Raw genomic sequence first — 17,673 nt, 5'->3', positions numbered from 1 at the left:
ACTATCATGGTAGTCGGAATGCGCGATTTCGTCAATAACATTTTTGAACATTTTGGTAGATCGACCACAAATCTTAGCGAATACTTAAAACAACCAGACGACAAGTAAGGACGATTGGCTCTTGTCCGAGTATGATATACTAACTTAATAGAGAGACTTGAAATGGATGAGCTTGTCAGAGCAAAAATGACTACGAATTGACATAGGAGTGTTATCGGGGATGGCAGGAGTTGGACAACGAATCAAAGAACTGCGCAAAGCCTCCAAACTGACACAGCAAGAGTTGGCTGAAGGGGTTGTGACGCGAAGTTACATCAGTCAGATCGAAAAAGGCTTGATCCAGCCTTCCTATGACACGCTGGAGAAGCTGTCGAACAAGTTGGGCGTATCGGTGGAAGATTTCTTCAAAGAGCCGGAAAACAAGGCGATGCTGATCACCGACTGGAAGAAGTACGTCCGGTTTGCCGAAGGGCATGCCGAGTCCGGGCAATACGAGCAGGCGAAGAAGATCGTCGACAATCTGGAATCGGCCGCTCAGGAAGAGCTGAACGATTTTGACCTGGGTATTTTGAACTGGGTGCACGGCAAGCTCCGCGAGCAGACCAACCAGTTCCGCGAGGCGATGCCGTTTTATGAAAAGAGTCTGGAGCACTTGACGGAGTACATCGACTCCAAAGAGCTGGTGCGCTCACTCGACTCGCTGGCGTATTGCAACCTGCAGTTGAACGACAATCAGGAAGCCTTGCGCATTCTGAATCATGCGAACGAAGTGATCATCCGCTACCACCTCGGTGGTCTGGTCAAGACGTCGGTGCTGATCAACACCGGCGTGGCGCATGCGAAGCTCGGCGAATACCATTCGGCGATCCGCCTGCTCCAGGAAGCGAACTACCTCAACCACGCGATGAACGTGCACTACAAGGCCGGCCACATCTCCTTCATCCTCGGCAACTGCCACATGCAGATCGGCGATACGGATGCGGCCATCGAGTTCTTCCGCCACGCGATCGACTTTTACGAGTACAGCGACGACATCGAAAACAAGGCCGGGGTCATCACCAACCTCGGGATTCTCTACACCAACACCGGCCAAGGCAGCAAAGCGGCAGCAGCCTTGTCTGAGGCGATCCTGATCTACGAGCAATTGCGCGATGCGCACACCAAGCACGACCCGGCCGAAGCGGAGCGCCTCGAAACCCGCGCCGTCAACGCCCGGATCGAGCTGGCCCGCGCTTTCCTGCTGCTCGGCGAAACGGCGCAGGTGCAGGCGATCTGCGACCGGATCTTGAACAGCAGCCAGCAGCCGTATTACAAGGCGGACGCGCTGCTCTACCTCGGCAACATCCAGTTCCAGGCAGCGCGCTTCCAGGCAGCGCTGGACCACTATCAAGACGCCTACCGCCTCTTCCTGCAGAGCGGCGAGCGCAAGAAGATCGCCGACCTCGAAGAACATCTGGGCAACACCTACTTCGAGCTCATGGAGTTCGCCTTGTCCGCCCAGTTTTACAAAAAGCGCCTCGAGACGCTGCGCACCCAGCCGGCGCCGCTGGTGTCGCTCTAAAAAAGGCTCAGCTTGCCAACCACAAGCTGAGCCTTTTTCTGTATGCTTAGATCGCCAGCAGCGCGACCGTCGTTTTGCCTTTCAACCCTTCCACCATCTGCAGCCAGGACTCCGGCTTGTTCGGCAGGATCGCGTAGTAGGTGGTGAGGAACTGCACGATCAGCTCGGCCGGCAGGGACGCCACGCCCGGATCGTAGCTCAGGTAGCAGAGATCGAGGCCGGAGACCGCTTCGCCGTCGCCTTCCCAGGACGGGTGAACGTACGGGAAGTCGAGCTTGCGGTAGCCGAGGTGGGACAAGACTTCGCGGCGCACGTACGGGTTCATCGACTTGACGCCGCCAAAGCCATACTCCGCCACGAGGTACGGGTTGTAGATCTCCGCAAACATCCCTTTCAGCTCACGGCCCGCTTCCTGTACGACGGCGAGCAGGTCGATGCGCCGCTGCTCGGCGAGGAACGGCCCGATGCCTTTGCCGTCTTCTCCGATGATCGTGAAATCGGTCATCGCCACTTGCATGTCCGCATAATAGCGGTATTCGGTCGCCCCGACCACCTTGCCGTCTTCCACCGCGACAAACACGCGAATGCCCGGGTCTTGCAGAGGGCCCGCCCACAGCGAGAACTCCAGCACTTCTTCCTTCGGGAACACCTTCCCCATCAGCTCATGCATCTGCTGAAACAGCGGGTCGTCAATGCTCGTAATGCGTTTGTATTCCATCAAAATACCTCCTTCAGACAAGCTTGCATTTTATCTAACAGAATACACCAAACGAGGAAAAAGGCAACTCACCTTGACATCGCAGCGGGCAACTCCCTATAATAAAAACGTAACCAAAAAGTTACGTATCACTCCCCTTGCAAGGAGGTGGAGCAAAGCGAATGACAGAAGAAGGGCAGTCTTATGACGTCTTTGCGGCGCTGGCCGATCCGACCCGCCGCAAGTTGCTCGAAATCCTGACGAGCGGTGAGCAGTCGGTCACCCGGCTGGCCGAGCATTTCCCCGTCTCCCGCCCCGCGATCTCCAAACACCTGAACGTCCTGCGTCAGGCAGGGCTGGTCACCGAAACCAAGTCTGGCCGTGAACGCCTCTACCAACTGCGTGCGGAACCGCTGCGGGAAGTCCGGGACTGGCTCGATTACTACGAGCGCTTTTGGAACGAGAAGATCCACAACCTCAAGCGACTCTTCGAAGATCCGCATTAATAAAGTCCGTTTCGATGCACGCCACGGCCATCGAAACGGACTTTCTTGTTACCGGGCCAGCCCGCGAATCGCCATGTCCACGAGCGCTTCGGCGCCGGCCTGGTCTTTCTCTTCGATCATCCCGGTCAGCACCGCCTGCATATACGTGTGGATCGCGCCGGTGATCACCAAGGAGGCATCGGTCGTATCCATCTCGCGGAACTCCCCGCGCTCGATCCCGTACCGGATCACGCCGGTCAGCAGACTCATCAGCTGGCGCAGCTGTTGGTGGTGCTCCTGCTCGAATTCCTGCTTGTTCTTGAATTTGAGCATATGTTCGAAGTTCAGCTTGTGAAACTTCACCATCTGCGGAAACTTGGCCACTTGGAACCGCGCATAGGCGCGCAGCTTGTCGGCGGCCGACTCGTACGGGGCGATCTCTTCCTCGACAATGCGTTGATACTCCCGCATCTGATAATGCACCACTTCGGCCAGCAGTGACTCTTTATCCTTAAAGTGCAGGTAGACCGTCCCTTTGGCGATCCCTGCATCCTCTGCAATCTCTCCAACTTTCGTTTCATGGAACCCACTGGTGCTGAAGCGTTTGGCAGCCGCTTCGAGTATTGCCCGTCGCTTGTCAACAATCTCCATCTCGGTACCTCCGATATGATTACACTCCTTTCATTATACCAGACTCCGGGCTATGCTTCCCAAACAGTGTTTGCTTCGACGTATTGGATCGCCTGCGTCAGCCGCGCTGTCACTTCGGCAGCCGTCTGGCCGGACACGATCACCGTCATGTAGCTTTCGGTGCTGCGGGTCGGGCCGGCGTAGATTTTGCCGATCTCCCCTTCGGTGGACGCTTCCACGCACCAGTCAAACGGCACCGCTGCCGGCATGCTGACCAGTTTCCCGTGTTTGGGCGGGATGAAATAGCTGCCGTACAGCGTTTCTGCCCCCTGGGGATCGGGCAGCGGATCGATCAGGCCGCATTGCGCGCGGGTGATGTAGCGGTCGAGGTGCAGGCCATAGGCGCGCTCGATCAGCTCGTTGACCCGGCCGCCGGTGGTGCGCGACGCCACTTCACAGAGCACGATCCGGTCGTCCGGCGTGTGAAACACCTCGGCGTGGAAGGTGGCGGCATCGAGCTTCGGCATCACGCGGAGCAGTTCGTTTGCGAAATGGATCAGCCGCTCGTAAAGCGGATGTCCCGGCTCGAGCAGCACATTGCCGACGCCTTGCTGGTCAGTATAGGCGAGACAGGTGTTGACGTACGCCGACGCGCAGGCAAACTGCACCGCTCCGTCCAGCACCACCCCGTCGATCTGGTACATGTCGCCTGCGACGAACGACTCGGCCAGCATCCCGGCCGCAGCGCCCGTCTTCACCCACTCCTTGAGCTCGTCCTCGCTCCGCAGCACCCGCGTGTAGGAAGAGGACATGCCGCGCAGCGGCTTGACGACGATCGGGTAGCCATGCGCTTCGGCAAAATCATAGAGATCGAGCGCGCTCTCCAGCTTGCGGTGTGCGGCGACCGGGATGCCGCCGCGCATCGCAGTCTCTTTCATCACCGCTTTGTCGCGGAAGGCGAGCGCGCTGGCATACCCTTGTCCGGCCAGCCCGAGGCGGTCGCGCAAGCGCCCCGCCCGGATGATCTCGCTTTCCTCCAGCGCGATGATCCGGCGAAACGGGCGCTCCCGATGCAGCTTGACCGCCTCCAGTTCCACGCGCCCATCGCGCATCAGCACATCAAACGGCTGGCGCACCGGAAACTCCGGGAAGTCATCGACGACGCTCCGCTCCGCAAACATGTACACCTCTTCTTCCAGTCCGGTCAGCCACTCCGCATAATCGATCTTGTCCCGCGCAAAGCGATTCAACAGCAGGATTGCCATTCCTGCACCTCCTCCGTATTATCGGCCAGCCTCGACCGACTCTTCTTCCGGCGCCCAGATCACGTGCTGCTCAATATAGGCGAGCAGTTCCGCATGCCTTGCCGCCAGCTCCGTTTGATCCCCGGCGATAAACACCACCGAGCCCACCGTGTCGGCAGCTGCCAACTGGCCTTGGGAGACCATGCCGGGCTGCATGCGGGGCTGGTACTCTTGCACCCAGTCGAACGGAAACTGCTCGATCATCCCGACCAGCCGCCCGGGTTGCTTGGGGATCAGATACACGGCAGACAGCACGCGCGGCACGTTCGTTTCCGGAAGTTGCACGTCCAGTCCGCAGGACAGTTTGCTCCACGCTTCGTCCAGTTCCACGCCGTACGCCTGCCGCACGCATTCGGAGATGCGCCCGCCCCCTGTGCGCGAGGCGATCTCGCAGAAGATGAGCTGATCATCCGGGGTGTGGAAGATCTCGCAGTGAAAGGAAGTGTGCTCCGGCGTCGGCAAGATCGCCAGCACCCGTTCGGTCATCGCCTGCAATCGCTGAAAGATCGGCTCCTCCGGATGCAGGAGTCTGATGTACAGCCCTTCGTTCGCCCGATAGTTCAGGCACGCATCGTTGTAAGTGCCGACCGAGACCAGCCGGAGCTTATCGTTGGCGACCAGTCCGTCGATGTGGTACATGGTGCCGGGCACGTACGATTCCACCATCATCCCGGTCAGCCGGCCTTTGCGGTAGAAGGGCTGCAGTTCCTCTGCGGTGTGCACCAGCGTCGTGTTCATCGCGCCCATGCCGTCGATCGGCTTGATCACGACGGGCAGACCGTGCTCCTGCACGAAGTCATACAATTCCATGCCCGTCTCCAGCCGCTGAAAGGCCGGGCACGGCACATCGTCTTGCAACAGCGACTTCATCACCACTTTGTCGCGGTAGGCAACTGCGCTCGCCACGTCCTGACCGGGCAGACCGAGCCGCTCGCGGATGCGGGCGGCGCGCAGGATGTCGCTTTCATCCAATGCCAGCACCCGGCGGATCGGGCGCTCCTGATGCAGCTGCAGCGCTTCGATCTCGACCAGACTGCTCTGCACATAGTTCTCAAAACCTCTGACGATGTCATACTCCGGAAAATCATTTTCATAATAGCTCGGCGTAAACAGGATCAGCTCTTCACCCGACTCCTGCAGCCATTCTTTAAAGAACACCAGCTTCGCCGGAAATCGGTTTAGGATCAATATTGCCATCGTTCTTCTTCGCCTCCCTGGCTCAAGCTTTTTTGTAGCTTCTGGCCTCCATGTCGAGCAGCCAGGCTTTCACGTCCTGCGCCGGTTCGCCTGCATCATACGCGTCGGAGAAGGTCATGAACGGCTGGATCGCTTTTTTCTGATAGCCCTCTACCGCCTGCCCCCGCGCTGTCAGCACGTCGACCGCCAGCTCGGCGGTGATGCCGCGCGAATCTTTCCAGACTGCCAGATCGTCCAGCGTAAACGGTCCGCGACGTCCGCCGACCGCTAAATTCACTTGCTTTTCCAAATATTTCACCGATTCGAGATGCACCTTGCGATAGGAGTGCTCCTCCGTCGCAAACAGCTCCTCCAGCCGGTCTTTCTCCTCCATCCAGTCATATCCGATCTGGCGCAGGCAGTGTAGCGTCGGCTCGACATACTCCCGCAGTCCGGCTTCATAGCCGCGTCGATAGCGGTCATGCAGCAGTTCGCGCAAGATCTTCTTCACCACATGCCCCGGCCCTTTGCCGGTCAGCTGCGCACCGTCCGCCAATGCGGCGACCAGCGACCGGATCGTCGCCGCGTTGCGATGCCCGAACGGGGCCTGCCACGTCAGGCCGTCCAGCTCCTCGATCTTCTGCATCAGGGGCAGGAACATCTCCGTCTCGAACCACGACGCTTTGCCTTGCAGCAGAAACGCCACCCGCTCGAGGAGCAGACAAGAGTCCACTTTCAACTGCCCGTCCGGCCCGATGATATTCACCACGTCAAACATCGGCAAAAACGCATGGCGATGGCGCAGGAAGAACTTGCAGTAGAACCCGCTCAGCATGCCTTCGACCCGAAACGGCACCGGCCGCCGCCACAGCACCAGATTGTCCTCCGGCATTCCGGCCTCGATCATCACGCGCTGCAGGTCTTGGCGATCCTGCGGCAGCAGGATGTACAGATCGTCCCGGCGCATGCCCATACCTTCTGTCAACAGCTCCCAGCCCACCGTCAGCGCCTCGCGCAAGTCGGGCTGGCCGAACTGGTAATAGCTCATCATCACCTGAAAGATCGTCCACAGCGGCGACGGCACCTCGTCGTACGAATACGAGGTCCAGAACACCCGCTGCTGTGTAAACAGATACTGGCTTTCCGGCTCTTTCTGCCCCGAGAAATACCCGATGTTCGGTGTCAGCGCCGACCCGTTAAAATACGGCCCGTCCCCTTCCGCATTCACCACCCGCCGCTCCGGCAGCTTCGCATACCCTTTGTTCAGCAAAAACTCCGCATACCGCTCGCGGACTTCTAACGCTTTCATGCACCCTTCACCCGCTTTCCCGTATTCATTTGATTATAGTATACTTTCAATTTAACTTATAGAGCATAAAAAAGCACCCCTTGCGGAGTGCTTTTCGCCAGCTATTTGCCTTCCAGATAAGTCAGTTTCAGATCATAGTTGACCGCCATGCCCGGCACCGCCTGCCAGTTCTTCACTTCCGGCCGGGTCAGATACCCTTGAAAGGTGAAAAACAGCGGCGCGACCGGCAGATCGGCAAGCATGATCGACTCCGCCTGGCGGTATGCTGCCATCCGCTTGGCCCGATCGCTCTCCTGCAGCGCCTTGTGCAGCGCCGCATCAAAAGCGGACGACACGTAGTTCGCATCATTGTACAGCCCGTCGCTCAGAAACATGTCGAGGAAGTTGTCCGGGTCGTTGTAGTCGGCGCCCCAAGAGCCGAACAGCAGCTGATAGTCGCCGCTGCCGGAGCGCTGCAGACGCTGCCCGAACGAAACGTATTCGGCCTGCACATCGATGCCGAGCTGCTGTCTCCACTCTGCCTGCAGCGCGGCTCCCGTCTTGCGCGCAAAATCGCCGTCGTCGATCAGCAGCTTCACGCTCGGCAGCTTGCTCAGCCCGAGCTCTTTCAACCCGGCTGCCAGCAGCGTCTTCGCTTGCGCCAGCCTGACCTGCCGCTGCAGCAGGTCGCCGCTGTCGGTGCGGTACGTGCCGCCGCTGCCGTTGATGATCCCGCTTGGCACCATTCCCGTCGCCGGCTCATATCGTCCCCGCGCACCGAGTGCGTCGATCAGCGCCTCGGCATCGAGGCCGTAGCCCAGCGCCTGACGGATCTTCGCATTGCCAAGCACGGCATCCTCGGTGTTGAACTGCAGGTACGACGTGACCAGATTGCTGACCCGGCTCAGCTGCGGGCTCTGCGCATTGGCGGCATAGTCGGCCGCGCTAAGCGGTATGCGGTCGAGCTTGCCCTGCCGGAAACGCGCGGCAAGATCGGCTGTGCCGATGTAGTAGTTCACCTTCTGCAAGCGCACCTGCCCCTGATCCCAGTATGCCGCGTTCTTCTCCAACAGCGCATACTGCTCATGCGCCCACGCGGTGACGGTGAACGGGCCGTTGCTGAGCGTCTGCTTGACGTCGGTGCCATACGCTTCGCCTTTGCTTTCCACAAACTGCCGCTTCTGCGGGAAGAAGATCGGCAGGGTCAACTGTTCCAGAAGCGACGGCTCCGGTTTGGCAAGCGTCACGTCCAGCGTCTGCGAGTCGACCGCCTGCACGTTGACCCCGTCCAGCAAAAAAGCGTACGCGCCTTGCAGCTCCGGATTCTGCCCGCGCTGCCAGCCGAAGGCGAAGTCCTGCGCGGTCACCGCCGTGCCGTCCGACCACTTGGCGTTGTCGCGCAGGTAGAAGCGATAGGTCTTGCCGTCCGGCGACACGCTCCAGCTCTTCGCCACGCCCGGCGCCGCTGCGCCCGTCCGGTCGAGCCGGGTCAAGCCTTCGCCGATCTGTGTCAGCAGAGTCAGCGAGGAGGAGTCGCTGGCAAGCGTTGGATCGAGCACAAACTCATAGCTTAGCGGCAGATGCAGCGCCTGGCCGCCTTGGGGCAGCTGCTTGGCGCCCGAAGTGATGATCACCGAATTGCTCCGCTGCTCCCACTGCACATCCGCCCCCAGCGTCTCCGAGACGAAGCGGATCGGCACCATCGTGCGGCCCTTCGTCACTTCGGCCGGCTGGTCGAGCTGCACCGTCTGCCCGTTGACCCGCGCCTGCTTCGATCCGATCGGCAACACGATGTTCAGGTCGCCTTTGACCGCATAGACGGTCGATGTCTCTTCCTGCCAAAACACCTCGGCGCCGAGCTTCTCGAAGATCCCGCGCAGCGGCACCAGCGTTCTGTCATTGTTCATGTACGGCGCGGTGTCATACGTCTGCGCCTGACCGTCGATCTTGATGTTGATCTTGGCAGATGCCGCATCTGCGACCGCCGGTGCGGACAAAAGCGACAACGCCATCACGCACAGCCACGCTTGCTTCCTACCCTTCACCCCAACGTCCCCTTTCACGATTCATGGAATTTGCAATACTGGCAATATTCGACATTAATCCGCAAGAACCTTCAATTAATAATTATAAAATATATTATTGATATAGTTATAATTTTAATATATAATCAGAATTGTGGTATAGACCACTACAAATGATAGAGGAGGCCCCTACACATGAAGAAATTTATGAAATCTCTGTTCTTCCCGGTGTTCCTGATCTTCGGTCTGCTGATCACGTTCGCACCGCAGGAAGCGTCCGCAGCGCCGGCGTTCCAGCTGCCGTTCCCGTGCGGACAAGTCTGGAGCGGCCAGACCCGCTCCGACCACAGCCCGGCGAACGCGATCGACTTCAACCGCACCGACGACCTCGGCGACCCGGTCGTCGCATCGGCAGCCGGCAAAGTCACCACCGTCAAAGACTTGGGCAGCACATCGTACGGCAAATATGTCGTCGTCGACCACGGCGGCGGCTGGACCACCTACTACGCGCATCTGAACGCGTTCTCCGTCTCGGTCGGCCAGTCGGTCACCCAAGGCCAAAAGCTCGGCACCGTCGGCTCCACCGGCGGCTCGACCGGCCCGCACCTGCACTTTGAACAGCGCCTGAACGGCACTGCGCAGAAGATCGTCTTCAACGGCGCCCAAGCGCTGTACTGGGGCACGAAAAACTACACCTCGAACAACTCCTGCGGCGGCTCCTACGCCAACGGCACCGTCAACACCAACGGCGCGAACGTGAACGTCCGCTCCGGCCCGGGCACGAGCTACTCGATCGTCGGCTCCGTCGCTGACGGCGCGCAAGTCCGCATCTACTGCCAAACCTACGGCACCACCGTCACCGGCACCTACGGCACTTCGAACATCTGGAACCGCATCGGCACCGGCCAATACATCTCCGACACCTATGTGTACACAGGATCTGACGGACTGGTCGCACCGCTTTGCAATTAGAGAAAAGAGAGACCTTTGCGGCTGCAAAGGTCTCTCTTTTGCTTACATGGTGCGCAATACGTTTTTCGCGATCAGGAATTCGTGGATCTGCGTCGAGCCTTCGATGATCTCGTTGATCTTCGCGTCGCGGTAGTAGCGCTCCACCGGATAGTCGGGGTGCACCCCGTTGCCGCCGTGAATCTGCACGGCGTCGGCTGCGACTTTCGTGACCATGACCGAAGAGAGGTATTTCGCGTTCCACGTCTCCATGATCGAATCGGGATCGCCGATGTCTTTCAGATACCCGGCATGGTAGCAGAGCAGGCGCGCCGCTCTGATCTGCACGACCATCTCCGTGATCATCTTCTGGATCAGCTGGTTCTCGCCGATCGGCGCGCCGAACTGGTGGCGGTGCTTCGCGTAGGTCGCGCTCGCTTCGAAGCAGGCCTGCGCCAGACCGATGCAGCCCCAGGCGACGGTGTAGCGGCCATAGTCGAGGCAAGACAGAGCCACGCCGGTCAAGCCCATGCCTTCGCGGCCAACGAGGTTCGACTTCGGAATGCGGACGTTCTCAAAAGTCAGCTCGGCGATCTCCGAACCGCGCGAGCCCATCAGACCTTTCATCGGGGTGCGGGAAAAACCGGCCCGGTCGCCTTCGACGAGGAATGCGGTCGGCTTGCCGTCATAGGAAGCGATGACGAGGAACAGGTCGGCGATCCCGCCCATCGAGATCCACTTCTTGCGGCCGTTCAACACATATTCATCGCCGTCGAGCACGGCGGTCGTCTGCACGCTTTTCGCGTCGGAGCCCACTTCCGGCTCGGACAGGGCGAAGGCGCCGATCACTTCGCCTTTGGCGAGCTTCGGCAGCAGGGTGTCTTTTTGCTCGCGGGTGCCCCAGCGCAGCAGGGCCAGCGCGACCATGCCGTGGACGGTCAGCAGCACGCGGGCGGAGACGCAGACGCGGCCCAGCTCTTCGTTCAGCGCGCCGATCGTCACGTTGTCATAGCCCAAGCCGCCATATTCGGCCGGCAGCATCGAACCGAGGTAGCCGTGTTCGTTCATGCTGGGGATGATCGATTCGTGCAACCGCTCTTCGCGATCGTTCAGGGCAGCGTACGGCCCCACATACTTGTCGGCAAAAGCGCGGAATTCATCCTTCAAGGATTGCTGGAGCTCAGTCAATTGAGTCTTCATGCGGTCACCTACTATTTCAAGAGTTTAGTATCTTGCATTAATACTACAAATATCAGTAACTTTAATCAAGCGGAATGACAATAAAAAAACTTGGTCTTTACAGACCAAGTTTTGTCACCCCGCACCTTTTGCCCGTACAGGATCTCTTATTCCACCAGTTTATTGCGATGGGCGTAGATCGCCGCCTGTGTGCGGTCGTCCACTTCCAGCTTGGCCAGAATCTGCGTGATGTGCGCCTTGACCGTCTTCACCGCGATAAACAGCTCGTCGGCGATCTCCTGGTTGTTTTTGCCCTCGGCGATCAGGCGCAGGGTCTCCAGTTCCCGGGCGGTCAGCATCTCGTGGGGCTTGGCCTCATCGGGGCGGCGCATGCGGGAGAGCACTTTGCCGGTCACCTGCGCTTCCAGCACGGGCTGGCCTTTTTGGGCGGAGCGGATCGCTTCGGCGATCTCCTGCGCCTTTGAAGTTTTCAGCAGATAGCTGAGCGCACCCGCTTCGATCACCGGGTATACTTTGTCATCGTCCAAAAAGCTGGTCAGGACGATGATCTTCGGGTCGGGCAGCAGGCGACTGATCTCTTTTGTCGCCTCGATCCCGTCCATTCCTTCCATCACCAGATCCATCAGGATCACATCCGGGCGATGCTCCACCGCCAGGCGCACGCCTTCCCGTCCGTCCGACGCTTCCCCGACCACCTCGATGTCCGGCTGAGCTTCCAGATAAGCGGACAAGCCCATGCGCACCATTTCATGATCATCTACCAGCAACACGCGGATCATCGTTCCTGCTCTCCTTCCGGCTCCAACGCGGGAACCTTTTCAATGATGGGCACTTTCAGCGACAACTGCGTCCCTTTGCCGGGCGCGGAGATCAGGTCGAGCACCCCGCCGATCTCATGCGCCCGCTCCTGCATCATCTGCATGCCGTAGGAGGACGTCTTTTGCGCGTTCATCTCGAAGCCGACTCCATTGTCGATCATCCGCAGAAACACCTGCGAATCGATCGCTCCGACGCGCACTGTGACCGAAGTGGCCTGCGAGTGGCGCAGCACGTTCGACAAGCCTTCCTGGACGATCCGAAACAGATGGTCCTCCACCCCTTTGGACAACGGCGGAATCTCCGTGATCTCAGCGCGGATGTCGATCGGCTGCTTGGCCTGAAACTCCTGCAGGAGCTCCTCCAGCCCTTCGCGCAAGCCTTTGCCTTCCAGCGTCGCCGGACGCAGGTGCAAGAGCAGGGCGCGCATCTCCTTCTGGGCATGTCCGGCCATTTTTTCGATCATCGTGATCTGCTGATGGATCTTGTTTTCTTCCGTATAGGTCAGGTTCTCCTGCACGGCGGACGACATCATCGAGATCGCAAACAGCTGCTGTGACACCGCGTCATGCAGTTCGCGGGCCAGACGCTGGCGCTCTTCGAGGATCACCGACTTTTTCAGCTGATCCTGCATCTCCGCCTTCTCGGTGGACAGGCGCTGCAGCGAGGCGACCTGCTTCTCCACGCGCTGCGCCATCTCGTTCAGCCGGTCGCCGGCCAGCCCGATCTCGTCGTCACCAAGCGCCGGGACGCGGTGCGCGAACTGGCCTTTTTCATAGCGCAGCGTCGCTTCGACCAGCTCTTCCAGCCGCTGTTTCAGCCCGTTGCCAAACGCGAACCCGGACACGATCCCCGGCAGCACGATCATCGCGAGGACGATCAAGATCACCGGGATGTCGAACCACTGCTCGGTCAGCACTTTCATCACGTCGAGCTTGACATACACCACAAGAAGCGTCAGCGCAGGCAACGCGGCCAGCAGACTGACGCCGAGCGTAAAGCGCGTGATGCGCCATTGAATGTTCGTCAGCTTCCGGCTCATAAGCACCTCACATCCACGTCGCCGAGCAGGACCGAGATGGAGATCTTCACTTTGCGCGAGGCGCTGGAGTAGCCCGGAGACGTTTTTTCCATCTGGCAGTTGAGGCCGCCTTGCTTGGTGCCGAGCACTTCGAGGTTGCCGGCGGAGACGGAAGCTGCGACCGACACGTCGAGGTCGTACGGCACATAGATGTCGATGTCCCCGATCAGCGCGGCGATGACGATGGTCGTTTCGCCTTCAGGCAAGATCGCTTTCGACAGGTCGATCTTCACGTCGCACACGCCGTAGGAGACGTTCAGGCCGTCCAGATCGAACGGATGGTTGAGCATCCGCAGCGTGCCGACGAGCGACCCGCTGAACGAGTGCTTCGACCATTGAAAATCGCCGCCGGCAGCGGAGCGGAACCCGCTGCCTGGCTCACCGTGTCTCCCCCGCCCTTGAGCGCGGCGCTGTTCCTCGCCTGACGGTTCGTCTACGGGTGCTTTCTTTAAGTCGATCACCACGTCTTCCGGACGCTTGCGCTCTTGGCTTTTGATCAGCTTGTAGCCGACGTAGATCAGGCCGAGGGCGATCACAATGCCGATCAGATTGGCGTTCGACAGCTGCTGCACAGCCAGCACGCCGCCGATGACCATCAAGACCAGACCCGCTTTTTTCGAACGGTTGCGATACAGCCAGTAGCCGACCGCGCCGAGCAGAAACGGGAGAAACAGTCCCAAGGCGCTTAACACAATGATGATGAGTACGATGGCAACCACTAAAAATAATGGATTTTGAGGCAGGCGCACAAGGTGACCCCCCTTTCTAGCTGTTATTATAAACCAAAAACACAAGAAGGGGCCCATGATTTGGGCACCCTCTCGATTTTTGCGGCGACGCGCCTGGAGTTATGAGACTTTCTCCCCGCGCATGCGCTCCAGTTCCTTTTCCACCTCGTCCGCATATTCGAAGCGGGCATAGCTCAGTTCGTCAAAGGTCGAGGAGGAGCCTGTGTTTGCTTTGATTTCCATTTCAAGGATCTTGTTTTCAAAGCGCTGGAACTCGCGGACGAAGCTGTCGGTGTCGATGCTGTGCAGCGCGGTGACGATGCGCTCTTTGACTTGCGCCACGTTGGCGCGGGCGATCAGCGCATGCTTCTTGTCTTTCAGCTCCTGATAGCGGCGTTCGAGCAGCGACGCCTGCTCTTTCAGCTCGCGGGTCTGTTCGGCTGCGAGGTCGGCCTGTTCGCCGAAGTAGGCAGCGCGGGCTTCGTAGTGCTTCATTTCGCCGAGCGCTTTGCGGGCGAGGTTCTCTTCGCCGGAGTTAAACGCCTGCTCCGCTTGGCGGCGACGCTTGTCCTGCAGGGCGTGCGCCTCTTCCTTATTGCGTTCGTAGGAGACGGTCAGCGCCTGCTGCTTGACGATGGCGTGGCGCGCTTTGGAGATCTCTTCTTCCATGTTGCGCAGGGTGTGGTTGAGCATCATCTTCGGGTCTTCGATTTGGTCGAGGCCTTCGTGGATCGCTGCGGAGATGAGGTTGGCAATGCGTTTGAACATGTGTGGTTCCTCCTTAGGGGTGGTGTCGTTTGTCAGATTAGTTTTTGCCTTGCTTCTTCAGGAACGCTTTCCAGTCGTCTTCAAAGCCGTTATCCGTCTTGACCGAGCCTGTGAAGGTGTCGGTGGAAGAGGTGGTGGTGTACACCGGCTCGGTGTGCTTCAGTTTGTTGATCAGCTTGAGCACGATGTACGCGCCGCCTGCGAGCAGGGCCAAGGTGAACACCAGCGAGAACACCATGCCGATCAGCGCTGGGAGCCAGCCGCCTGTGAACATCAGGCCGAGCAGCAGGAGAATCACGCCGCGCACCTTCTTGTTCTGTCTGTATTTCTTCACCCCGAAGTAAAAGAACATCAGGGAGATCAGGAAACTTATCAAACCGCCCATCTTGTTTCACTCCTTTCGTGTTTCGTGTGTGTTGTTGTTTTCTATGTCTTTATCTTACGGAAAATCTCAAAGTCTCTTAATGTACCTCAGTTGAATCTTCGAGTAAGACCTTAGTCGTAGAGGATGTAGGACAAGTTCGGTTATTGGACGCAAAAAAGACCTTCGCAATTATGCGAAGGTCTTTTCGTTGCTTGCGCCTACAGCAGAAACAGCCAGAACAGCGCGGCCAGCACGAAGCGGTAGATCGCGAACCAGGTGAGCTTCACGCGCTCGAGCAGCTTGAGGAAGCCAACCATCGCGAACAGGGCGACGACAAAAGCGGTGATGAAGCCGACCGCGAAGTAGCCGATGTCGTCTGTGGAGAGGTACTGCCAGCTCTTCAGCAGGTCGTACCCGGTCGCGCCGACCATCATCGGGATGGCGATGAAGAAAGAGAAGTCGGCCGCAGCCTTGCGGTGCACCCCGAAGAACAGACCGCCCGACATGGTCGAACCGGAGCGGGAGAAGCCCGGCCAGACGGCGAGCATTTGGAACAGACCGATCTGCAACGCCTGGAGGTAGGTGATCTCGTCGATCGTGTGCGCCTTGATCTCGCGGCGATCGGCGAACTTCTCGGCGACGATCATCAGCACGCCGCCGACGACGAGTCCGATCAGCACCGTCTCCGGCGAGAAGAGCACTTCTTTGATGAAGCCGTGGAGCAAAAAGCCGGCCGTCAGTGCCGGCACGATGCCAAGCAGTACATGAAGCAGGTTGATCTTGTACACCGGGGCGTTGGCGACGCGAATGCCGAACAGCCCGAGGATGCGTTTCCAGTACAGCACGGTGGCGGCGAGGATGGCGCCGAGCTGGATGAAGATCTCAAACGTCTTCACCGCTTCGCCGGTCACGCCGAGCAGTTCTCCTGTCAAAATCAGATGCCCGGTCGAGGAGATCGGCAGAAATTCGGCCAAGCCTTCGACCAGACCCATTATCAGCGCTGAGATGTAGTCCATAGTGTCGTCCTTTCCGCATCATCGCAATCAATAACAGCATTCTACCTTATTTCGGACGAACAAAAAAGCCGATTCCCTTCAGCGGAATCGGCGTATGCAGAGCTTCACCGTCTCCTAGCAAGCGACAAGCCGTGTTTTGCCACGCTTGCTCGGCTGTACGGTTGCCCGTTCAGAGGGCTACTCTTTTGCTAATTTGGTAATGTCGTGTAACACTTCATCGATCGGCATCTCTTCGCCCATGTAGTAGACTTTGCGGACGTTGTTTTTCGCGTCGACCAGGTACAGCGAGCGGGTGGCGTGGATGAACGTGCCGTCCGACTGCTTTTCGACGAAGTTGCCGTAGCTTTCCACGACCTTCTGCGTCTCTTCTACCGTGCCGCGGAGCAACGTCCAGCCGCTCTGGTCGATGCCCATCGCATCGGCGTGTTTTTGCAGCACTTCGGCGGTGTCATATTCCGGGTCGAACGTGACGGAGACAAATTGGACTTTGTCAGCCCAGATGCCTTTTTCTTGCAAGTCTTTTTGCAGATTGACCATCTTCGCCGTCGTGACCGGGCAAATGTCCGGACAGTTGGTGTAGATAAACTCGACGAGGCGGACTTTGCCGTTGTAGTCGGTGAAGTTGACGTTCTCCCCGGCGAGGTTTTGCAGCGTGAAGTTGGGAGCGCGGTTCAGCACGGGCAGCTTGGTGTAGCCCGACCAGAACCAGTAGGCGACCCCGACGATAAAGGCGAGGATCATGAGACCGATCAGCCCGTTCCAGAACAGGTTGTTGCGTTTTTGTGCGGTTTCCATCAATTCACAGCCCTTTCCTTCGTCAGCAGGCGCGTGCCCGCCCACAGCGCCAAGGTCACGAGGATGGCGATGACGGAGGTCCATTGGCCTGCTGTCCAGTTGAAGAGATATTCCGGCGTATCGCCGCGCAGGTATTCAAGGAAGAAGCGTCCGATCGAGTAGAGCGCGACATAGATCACAAAGATCAGACCTTTGGGCAGCGGGCGGAAGCGCAGCAGGATCAGCAGCGCAAACACGACCATGCACCACATGCTCTCGAACACTTCGGCCGGCCAGAGCGGCTGATCCCCGTATTCGGCGTAGGCGTTGGTGCCTTCCGGATAGACGATGCCAAAGCCGCTGTTCGTCGGTGCGCCGTAGGCGTCGCCGTTCATGAAGCAGGCGGCGCGGCCGATCGCCTGGCCGATGATCATGCCCGGCGCGAACAGGTCGGCCGTCTCCCAGAACGACCATTTCAGCTTGCGCACATACCAGACCCCGGTCAAAATGCCCCCGATCAGCCCGCCCTGCACCGACATCCCGCCGTCCCAGACGGCGAAGATCTGCAGCGGATGCGACAGGTAGTACGCGCCTTGGAAGAACAGGACTTCCCACAAGCGGGCACCGAGCAGGCCGCCCAAGATCACGGCAAACGCCATGTCGCTCAATTTCTCCGGGTCCCGCCCCGCCAGCTTGGCAAAATACGCGGTGACGCCCAGCCCCAGCAGAATCGCCAGCGCCGAGATCACCGAGTGCGACGGAATCCCAAACCCGAAGATCGTAAACAGATACTCTCTCACCCAAGCACCTCCG

At 59.0% G+C, this 17,673-nt stretch carries 17 protein-coding genes and 2 pseudogenes; 4 read left to right on the top strand and 15 right to left on the bottom strand.

Annotation, left to right across the window (positions count from 1 at the left end; all coding sequences use genetic code 11):
- Positions 1 to 220 precede the first annotated feature (220 nt).
- A complete protein-coding gene (locus tag EV586_RS06680) occupies positions 221 to 1,561 on the top strand; it encodes a helix-turn-helix domain-containing protein (RefSeq protein WP_132944298.1) in 1,341 nt (446 codons plus the stop codon).
- 46 nt (positions 1,562 to 1,607) lie between these two features.
- Here EV586_RS06680 and EV586_RS06675 read toward each other — a convergent pair whose 3' ends face one another.
- On the bottom strand, positions 1,608 to 2,279 hold the full coding sequence (locus tag EV586_RS06675) for a GNAT family N-acetyltransferase (protein WP_132944297.1): 672 nt from the start codon (positions 2,277 to 2,279) through the stop codon (positions 1,608 to 1,610).
- Between the two features lie 161 nt (positions 2,280 to 2,440).
- Between EV586_RS06675 and EV586_RS06670 the strand changes: the two genes are divergently transcribed.
- Positions 2,441 to 2,764, top strand: a complete 324-nt coding sequence (locus EV586_RS06670) for an ArsR/SmtB family transcription factor (RefSeq protein ID WP_132944296.1) — start codon at positions 2,441 to 2,443, stop codon at positions 2,762 to 2,764.
- Between the two features lie 48 nt (positions 2,765 to 2,812).
- Here EV586_RS06670 and EV586_RS06665 read toward each other — a convergent pair whose 3' ends face one another.
- The 5 genes from EV586_RS06665 to EV586_RS06645 all read right to left on the bottom strand — a co-directional run bounded on the left by EV586_RS06665 (position 2,813) and on the right by EV586_RS06645 (position 9,186).
- Positions 2,813 to 3,394 carry a TetR/AcrR family transcriptional regulator gene (locus tag EV586_RS06665; RefSeq protein WP_132944295.1) on the bottom strand — a complete coding sequence of 194 codons (582 nt, stop codon included), beginning with the start codon at positions 3,392 to 3,394 and terminating at the stop codon, positions 2,813 to 2,815.
- A gap of 50 nt (positions 3,395 to 3,444) precedes the next feature.
- Positions 3,445 to 4,638 (bottom strand): ATP-grasp domain-containing protein, encoded by a 1,194-nt coding sequence (locus EV586_RS06660; RefSeq protein ID WP_132944294.1) that lies wholly within the window; start codon positions 4,636 to 4,638, stop codon positions 3,445 to 3,447.
- Between the two features lie 18 nt (positions 4,639 to 4,656).
- On the bottom strand, positions 4,657 to 5,874 hold the full coding sequence (locus tag EV586_RS06655; protein WP_132944293.1) for an ATP-grasp domain-containing protein: 1,218 nt from the start codon (positions 5,872 to 5,874) through the stop codon (positions 4,657 to 4,659).
- A 22-nt stretch (positions 5,875 to 5,896) separates the two neighbouring features.
- Positions 5,897 to 7,162 carry an alanine--tRNA ligase-related protein gene (locus EV586_RS06650; RefSeq protein WP_132944292.1) on the bottom strand — a complete coding sequence of 422 codons (1,266 nt, stop codon included), beginning with the start codon at positions 7,160 to 7,162 and terminating at the stop codon, positions 5,897 to 5,899.
- Positions 7,163 to 7,263: 101 nt separating this feature from the next.
- Positions 7,264 to 9,186 carry an ABC transporter substrate-binding protein gene (locus tag EV586_RS06645; protein WP_132944291.1) on the bottom strand — a complete coding sequence of 641 codons (1,923 nt, stop codon included), beginning with the start codon at positions 9,184 to 9,186 and terminating at the stop codon, positions 7,264 to 7,266.
- A 174-nt stretch (positions 9,187 to 9,360) separates the two neighbouring features.
- Here EV586_RS06645 and EV586_RS21705 point away from each other — a divergent pair.
- Together EV586_RS21705 and EV586_RS21700 are read left to right on the top strand one after the other, a co-directional pair.
- Positions 9,361 to 9,795 (top strand): annotated as a pseudogene (locus EV586_RS21705) (M23 family metallopeptidase); the annotation flags it as partial.
- Positions 9,796 to 9,897: 102 nt separating this feature from the next.
- A pseudogene (locus EV586_RS21700) lies at positions 9,898 to 10,137 on the top strand (SH3 domain-containing protein); the annotation flags it as partial.
- A 42-nt stretch (positions 10,138 to 10,179) separates the two neighbouring features.
- On the opposite strand, the gene EV586_RS06635 reads toward EV586_RS21700, so the two are convergent.
- The 9 genes from EV586_RS06635 to lgt form a co-directional block, all read right to left on the bottom strand.
- Positions 10,180 to 11,313 carry an acyl-CoA dehydrogenase family protein gene (locus EV586_RS06635; protein ID WP_132944289.1) on the bottom strand — a complete coding sequence of 378 codons (1,134 nt, stop codon included), beginning with the start codon at positions 11,311 to 11,313 and terminating at the stop codon, positions 10,180 to 10,182.
- A 146-nt stretch (positions 11,314 to 11,459) separates the two neighbouring features.
- Positions 11,460 to 12,092, bottom strand: a complete 633-nt coding sequence (locus EV586_RS06630; protein WP_132944288.1) for a response regulator transcription factor — start codon at positions 12,090 to 12,092, stop codon at positions 11,460 to 11,462.
- Positions 12,089 to 13,171, bottom strand: a complete 1,083-nt coding sequence (locus tag EV586_RS06625; RefSeq protein WP_132944287.1) for a HAMP domain-containing sensor histidine kinase — start codon at positions 13,169 to 13,171, stop codon at positions 12,089 to 12,091. Before EV586_RS06625 ends, EV586_RS06630 begins: the two co-directional genes overlap by 4 nt.
- Complete coding sequence (gene liaF, locus EV586_RS06620; RefSeq protein ID WP_165898366.1) at positions 13,168 to 13,959, bottom strand: cell wall-active antibiotics response protein LiaF; 792 nt, start codon at positions 13,957 to 13,959, stop codon at positions 13,168 to 13,170. The genes EV586_RS06625 and liaF overlap by 4 nt, the downstream gene beginning before the upstream one ends.
- Positions 13,960 to 14,058: 99 nt before the next feature.
- Positions 14,059 to 14,706 carry a PspA/IM30 family protein gene (locus EV586_RS06615; protein WP_132944285.1) on the bottom strand — a complete coding sequence of 216 codons (648 nt, stop codon included), beginning with the start codon at positions 14,704 to 14,706 and terminating at the stop codon, positions 14,059 to 14,061.
- Between the two features lie 37 nt (positions 14,707 to 14,743).
- Positions 14,744 to 15,091: a hypothetical protein gene (locus EV586_RS06610; protein ID WP_132944284.1), complete on the bottom strand. Its 348-nt coding sequence runs from the start codon at positions 15,089 to 15,091 to the stop codon at positions 14,744 to 14,746.
- Between the two features lie 197 nt (positions 15,092 to 15,288).
- A complete protein-coding gene (locus EV586_RS06605; protein WP_132944283.1) occupies positions 15,289 to 16,086 on the bottom strand; it encodes an undecaprenyl-diphosphate phosphatase in 798 nt (265 codons plus the stop codon).
- 177 nt (positions 16,087 to 16,263) lie between these two features.
- Positions 16,264 to 16,881, bottom strand: a complete 618-nt coding sequence (locus EV586_RS06600; RefSeq protein ID WP_132944282.1) for an SCO family protein — start codon at positions 16,879 to 16,881, stop codon at positions 16,264 to 16,266.
- Positions 16,881 to 17,660: a prolipoprotein diacylglyceryl transferase gene (lgt, locus tag EV586_RS06595; protein WP_132944281.1), complete on the bottom strand. Its 780-nt coding sequence runs from the start codon at positions 17,658 to 17,660 to the stop codon at positions 16,881 to 16,883. The genes EV586_RS06600 and lgt overlap by 1 nt, the downstream gene beginning before the upstream one ends.
- Positions 17,661 to 17,673 lie beyond the last annotated feature (13 nt).

Origin of the sequence: Tumebacillus sp. BK434, from assembly GCF_004340785.1 — a bacterium.
In the GTDB taxonomy this organism is placed as follows: domain Bacteria; phylum Bacillota; class Bacilli; order Tumebacillales; family Tumebacillaceae; genus Tumebacillus_A.
The sequence above is the reverse complement of the archived record's forward strand: the minus strand, read 5'-3'. Positions and strand labels throughout refer to the sequence as shown.

What these genes read in the sequence shown, in the direction of transcription:
- EV586_RS06635 (WP_132944289.1), bottom strand. Translation starts at nt 11,313, where the DNA reads ATGAAGACTCAATTGACTGAGCTCCAGCAATCCTTGAAGGATGAATTC.
- EV586_RS06670 (WP_132944296.1), top strand. Translation starts at nt 2,441, where the DNA reads ATGACAGAAGAAGGGCAGTCTTATGACGTCTTTGCGGCGCTGGCCGAT.
- EV586_RS06680 (WP_132944298.1), top strand. Translation starts at nt 221, where the DNA reads ATGGCAGGAGTTGGACAACGAATCAAAGAACTGCGCAAAGCCTCCAAA.
- EV586_RS06615 (WP_132944285.1), bottom strand. Translation starts at nt 14,706, where the DNA reads ATGTTCAAACGCATTGCCAACCTCATCTCCGCAGCGATCCACGAAGGC.
- EV586_RS06625 (WP_132944287.1), bottom strand. Translation starts at nt 13,171, where the DNA reads ATGAGCCGGAAGCTGACGAACATTCAATGGCGCATCACGCGCTTTACG.
- EV586_RS06660 (WP_132944294.1), bottom strand. Translation starts at nt 4,638, where the DNA reads ATGGCAATCCTGCTGTTGAATCGCTTTGCGCGGGACAAGATCGATTAT.
- EV586_RS06610 (WP_132944284.1), bottom strand. Translation starts at nt 15,091, where the DNA reads ATGGGCGGTTTGATAAGTTTCCTGATCTCCCTGATGTTCTTTTACTTC.
- EV586_RS06630 (WP_132944288.1), bottom strand. Translation starts at nt 12,092, where the DNA reads ATGATCCGCGTGTTGCTGGTAGATGATCATGAAATGGTGCGCATGGGC.
- EV586_RS06650 (WP_132944292.1), bottom strand. Translation starts at nt 7,162, where the DNA reads ATGAAAGCGTTAGAAGTCCGCGAGCGGTATGCGGAGTTTTTGCTGAAC.
- EV586_RS06605 (WP_132944283.1), bottom strand. Translation starts at nt 16,086, where the DNA reads ATGGACTACATCTCAGCGCTGATAATGGGTCTGGTCGAAGGCTTGGCC.
- EV586_RS06655 (WP_132944293.1), bottom strand. Translation starts at nt 5,874, where the DNA reads ATGGCAATATTGATCCTAAACCGATTTCCGGCGAAGCTGGTGTTCTTT.
- EV586_RS06675 (WP_132944297.1), bottom strand. Translation starts at nt 2,279, where the DNA reads ATGGAATACAAACGCATTACGAGCATTGACGACCCGCTGTTTCAGCAG.
- EV586_RS06665 (WP_132944295.1), bottom strand. Translation starts at nt 3,394, where the DNA reads ATGGAGATTGTTGACAAGCGACGGGCAATACTCGAAGCGGCTGCCAAA.
- EV586_RS06600 (WP_132944282.1), bottom strand. Translation starts at nt 16,881, where the DNA reads ATGGAAACCGCACAAAAACGCAACAACCTGTTCTGGAACGGGCTGATC.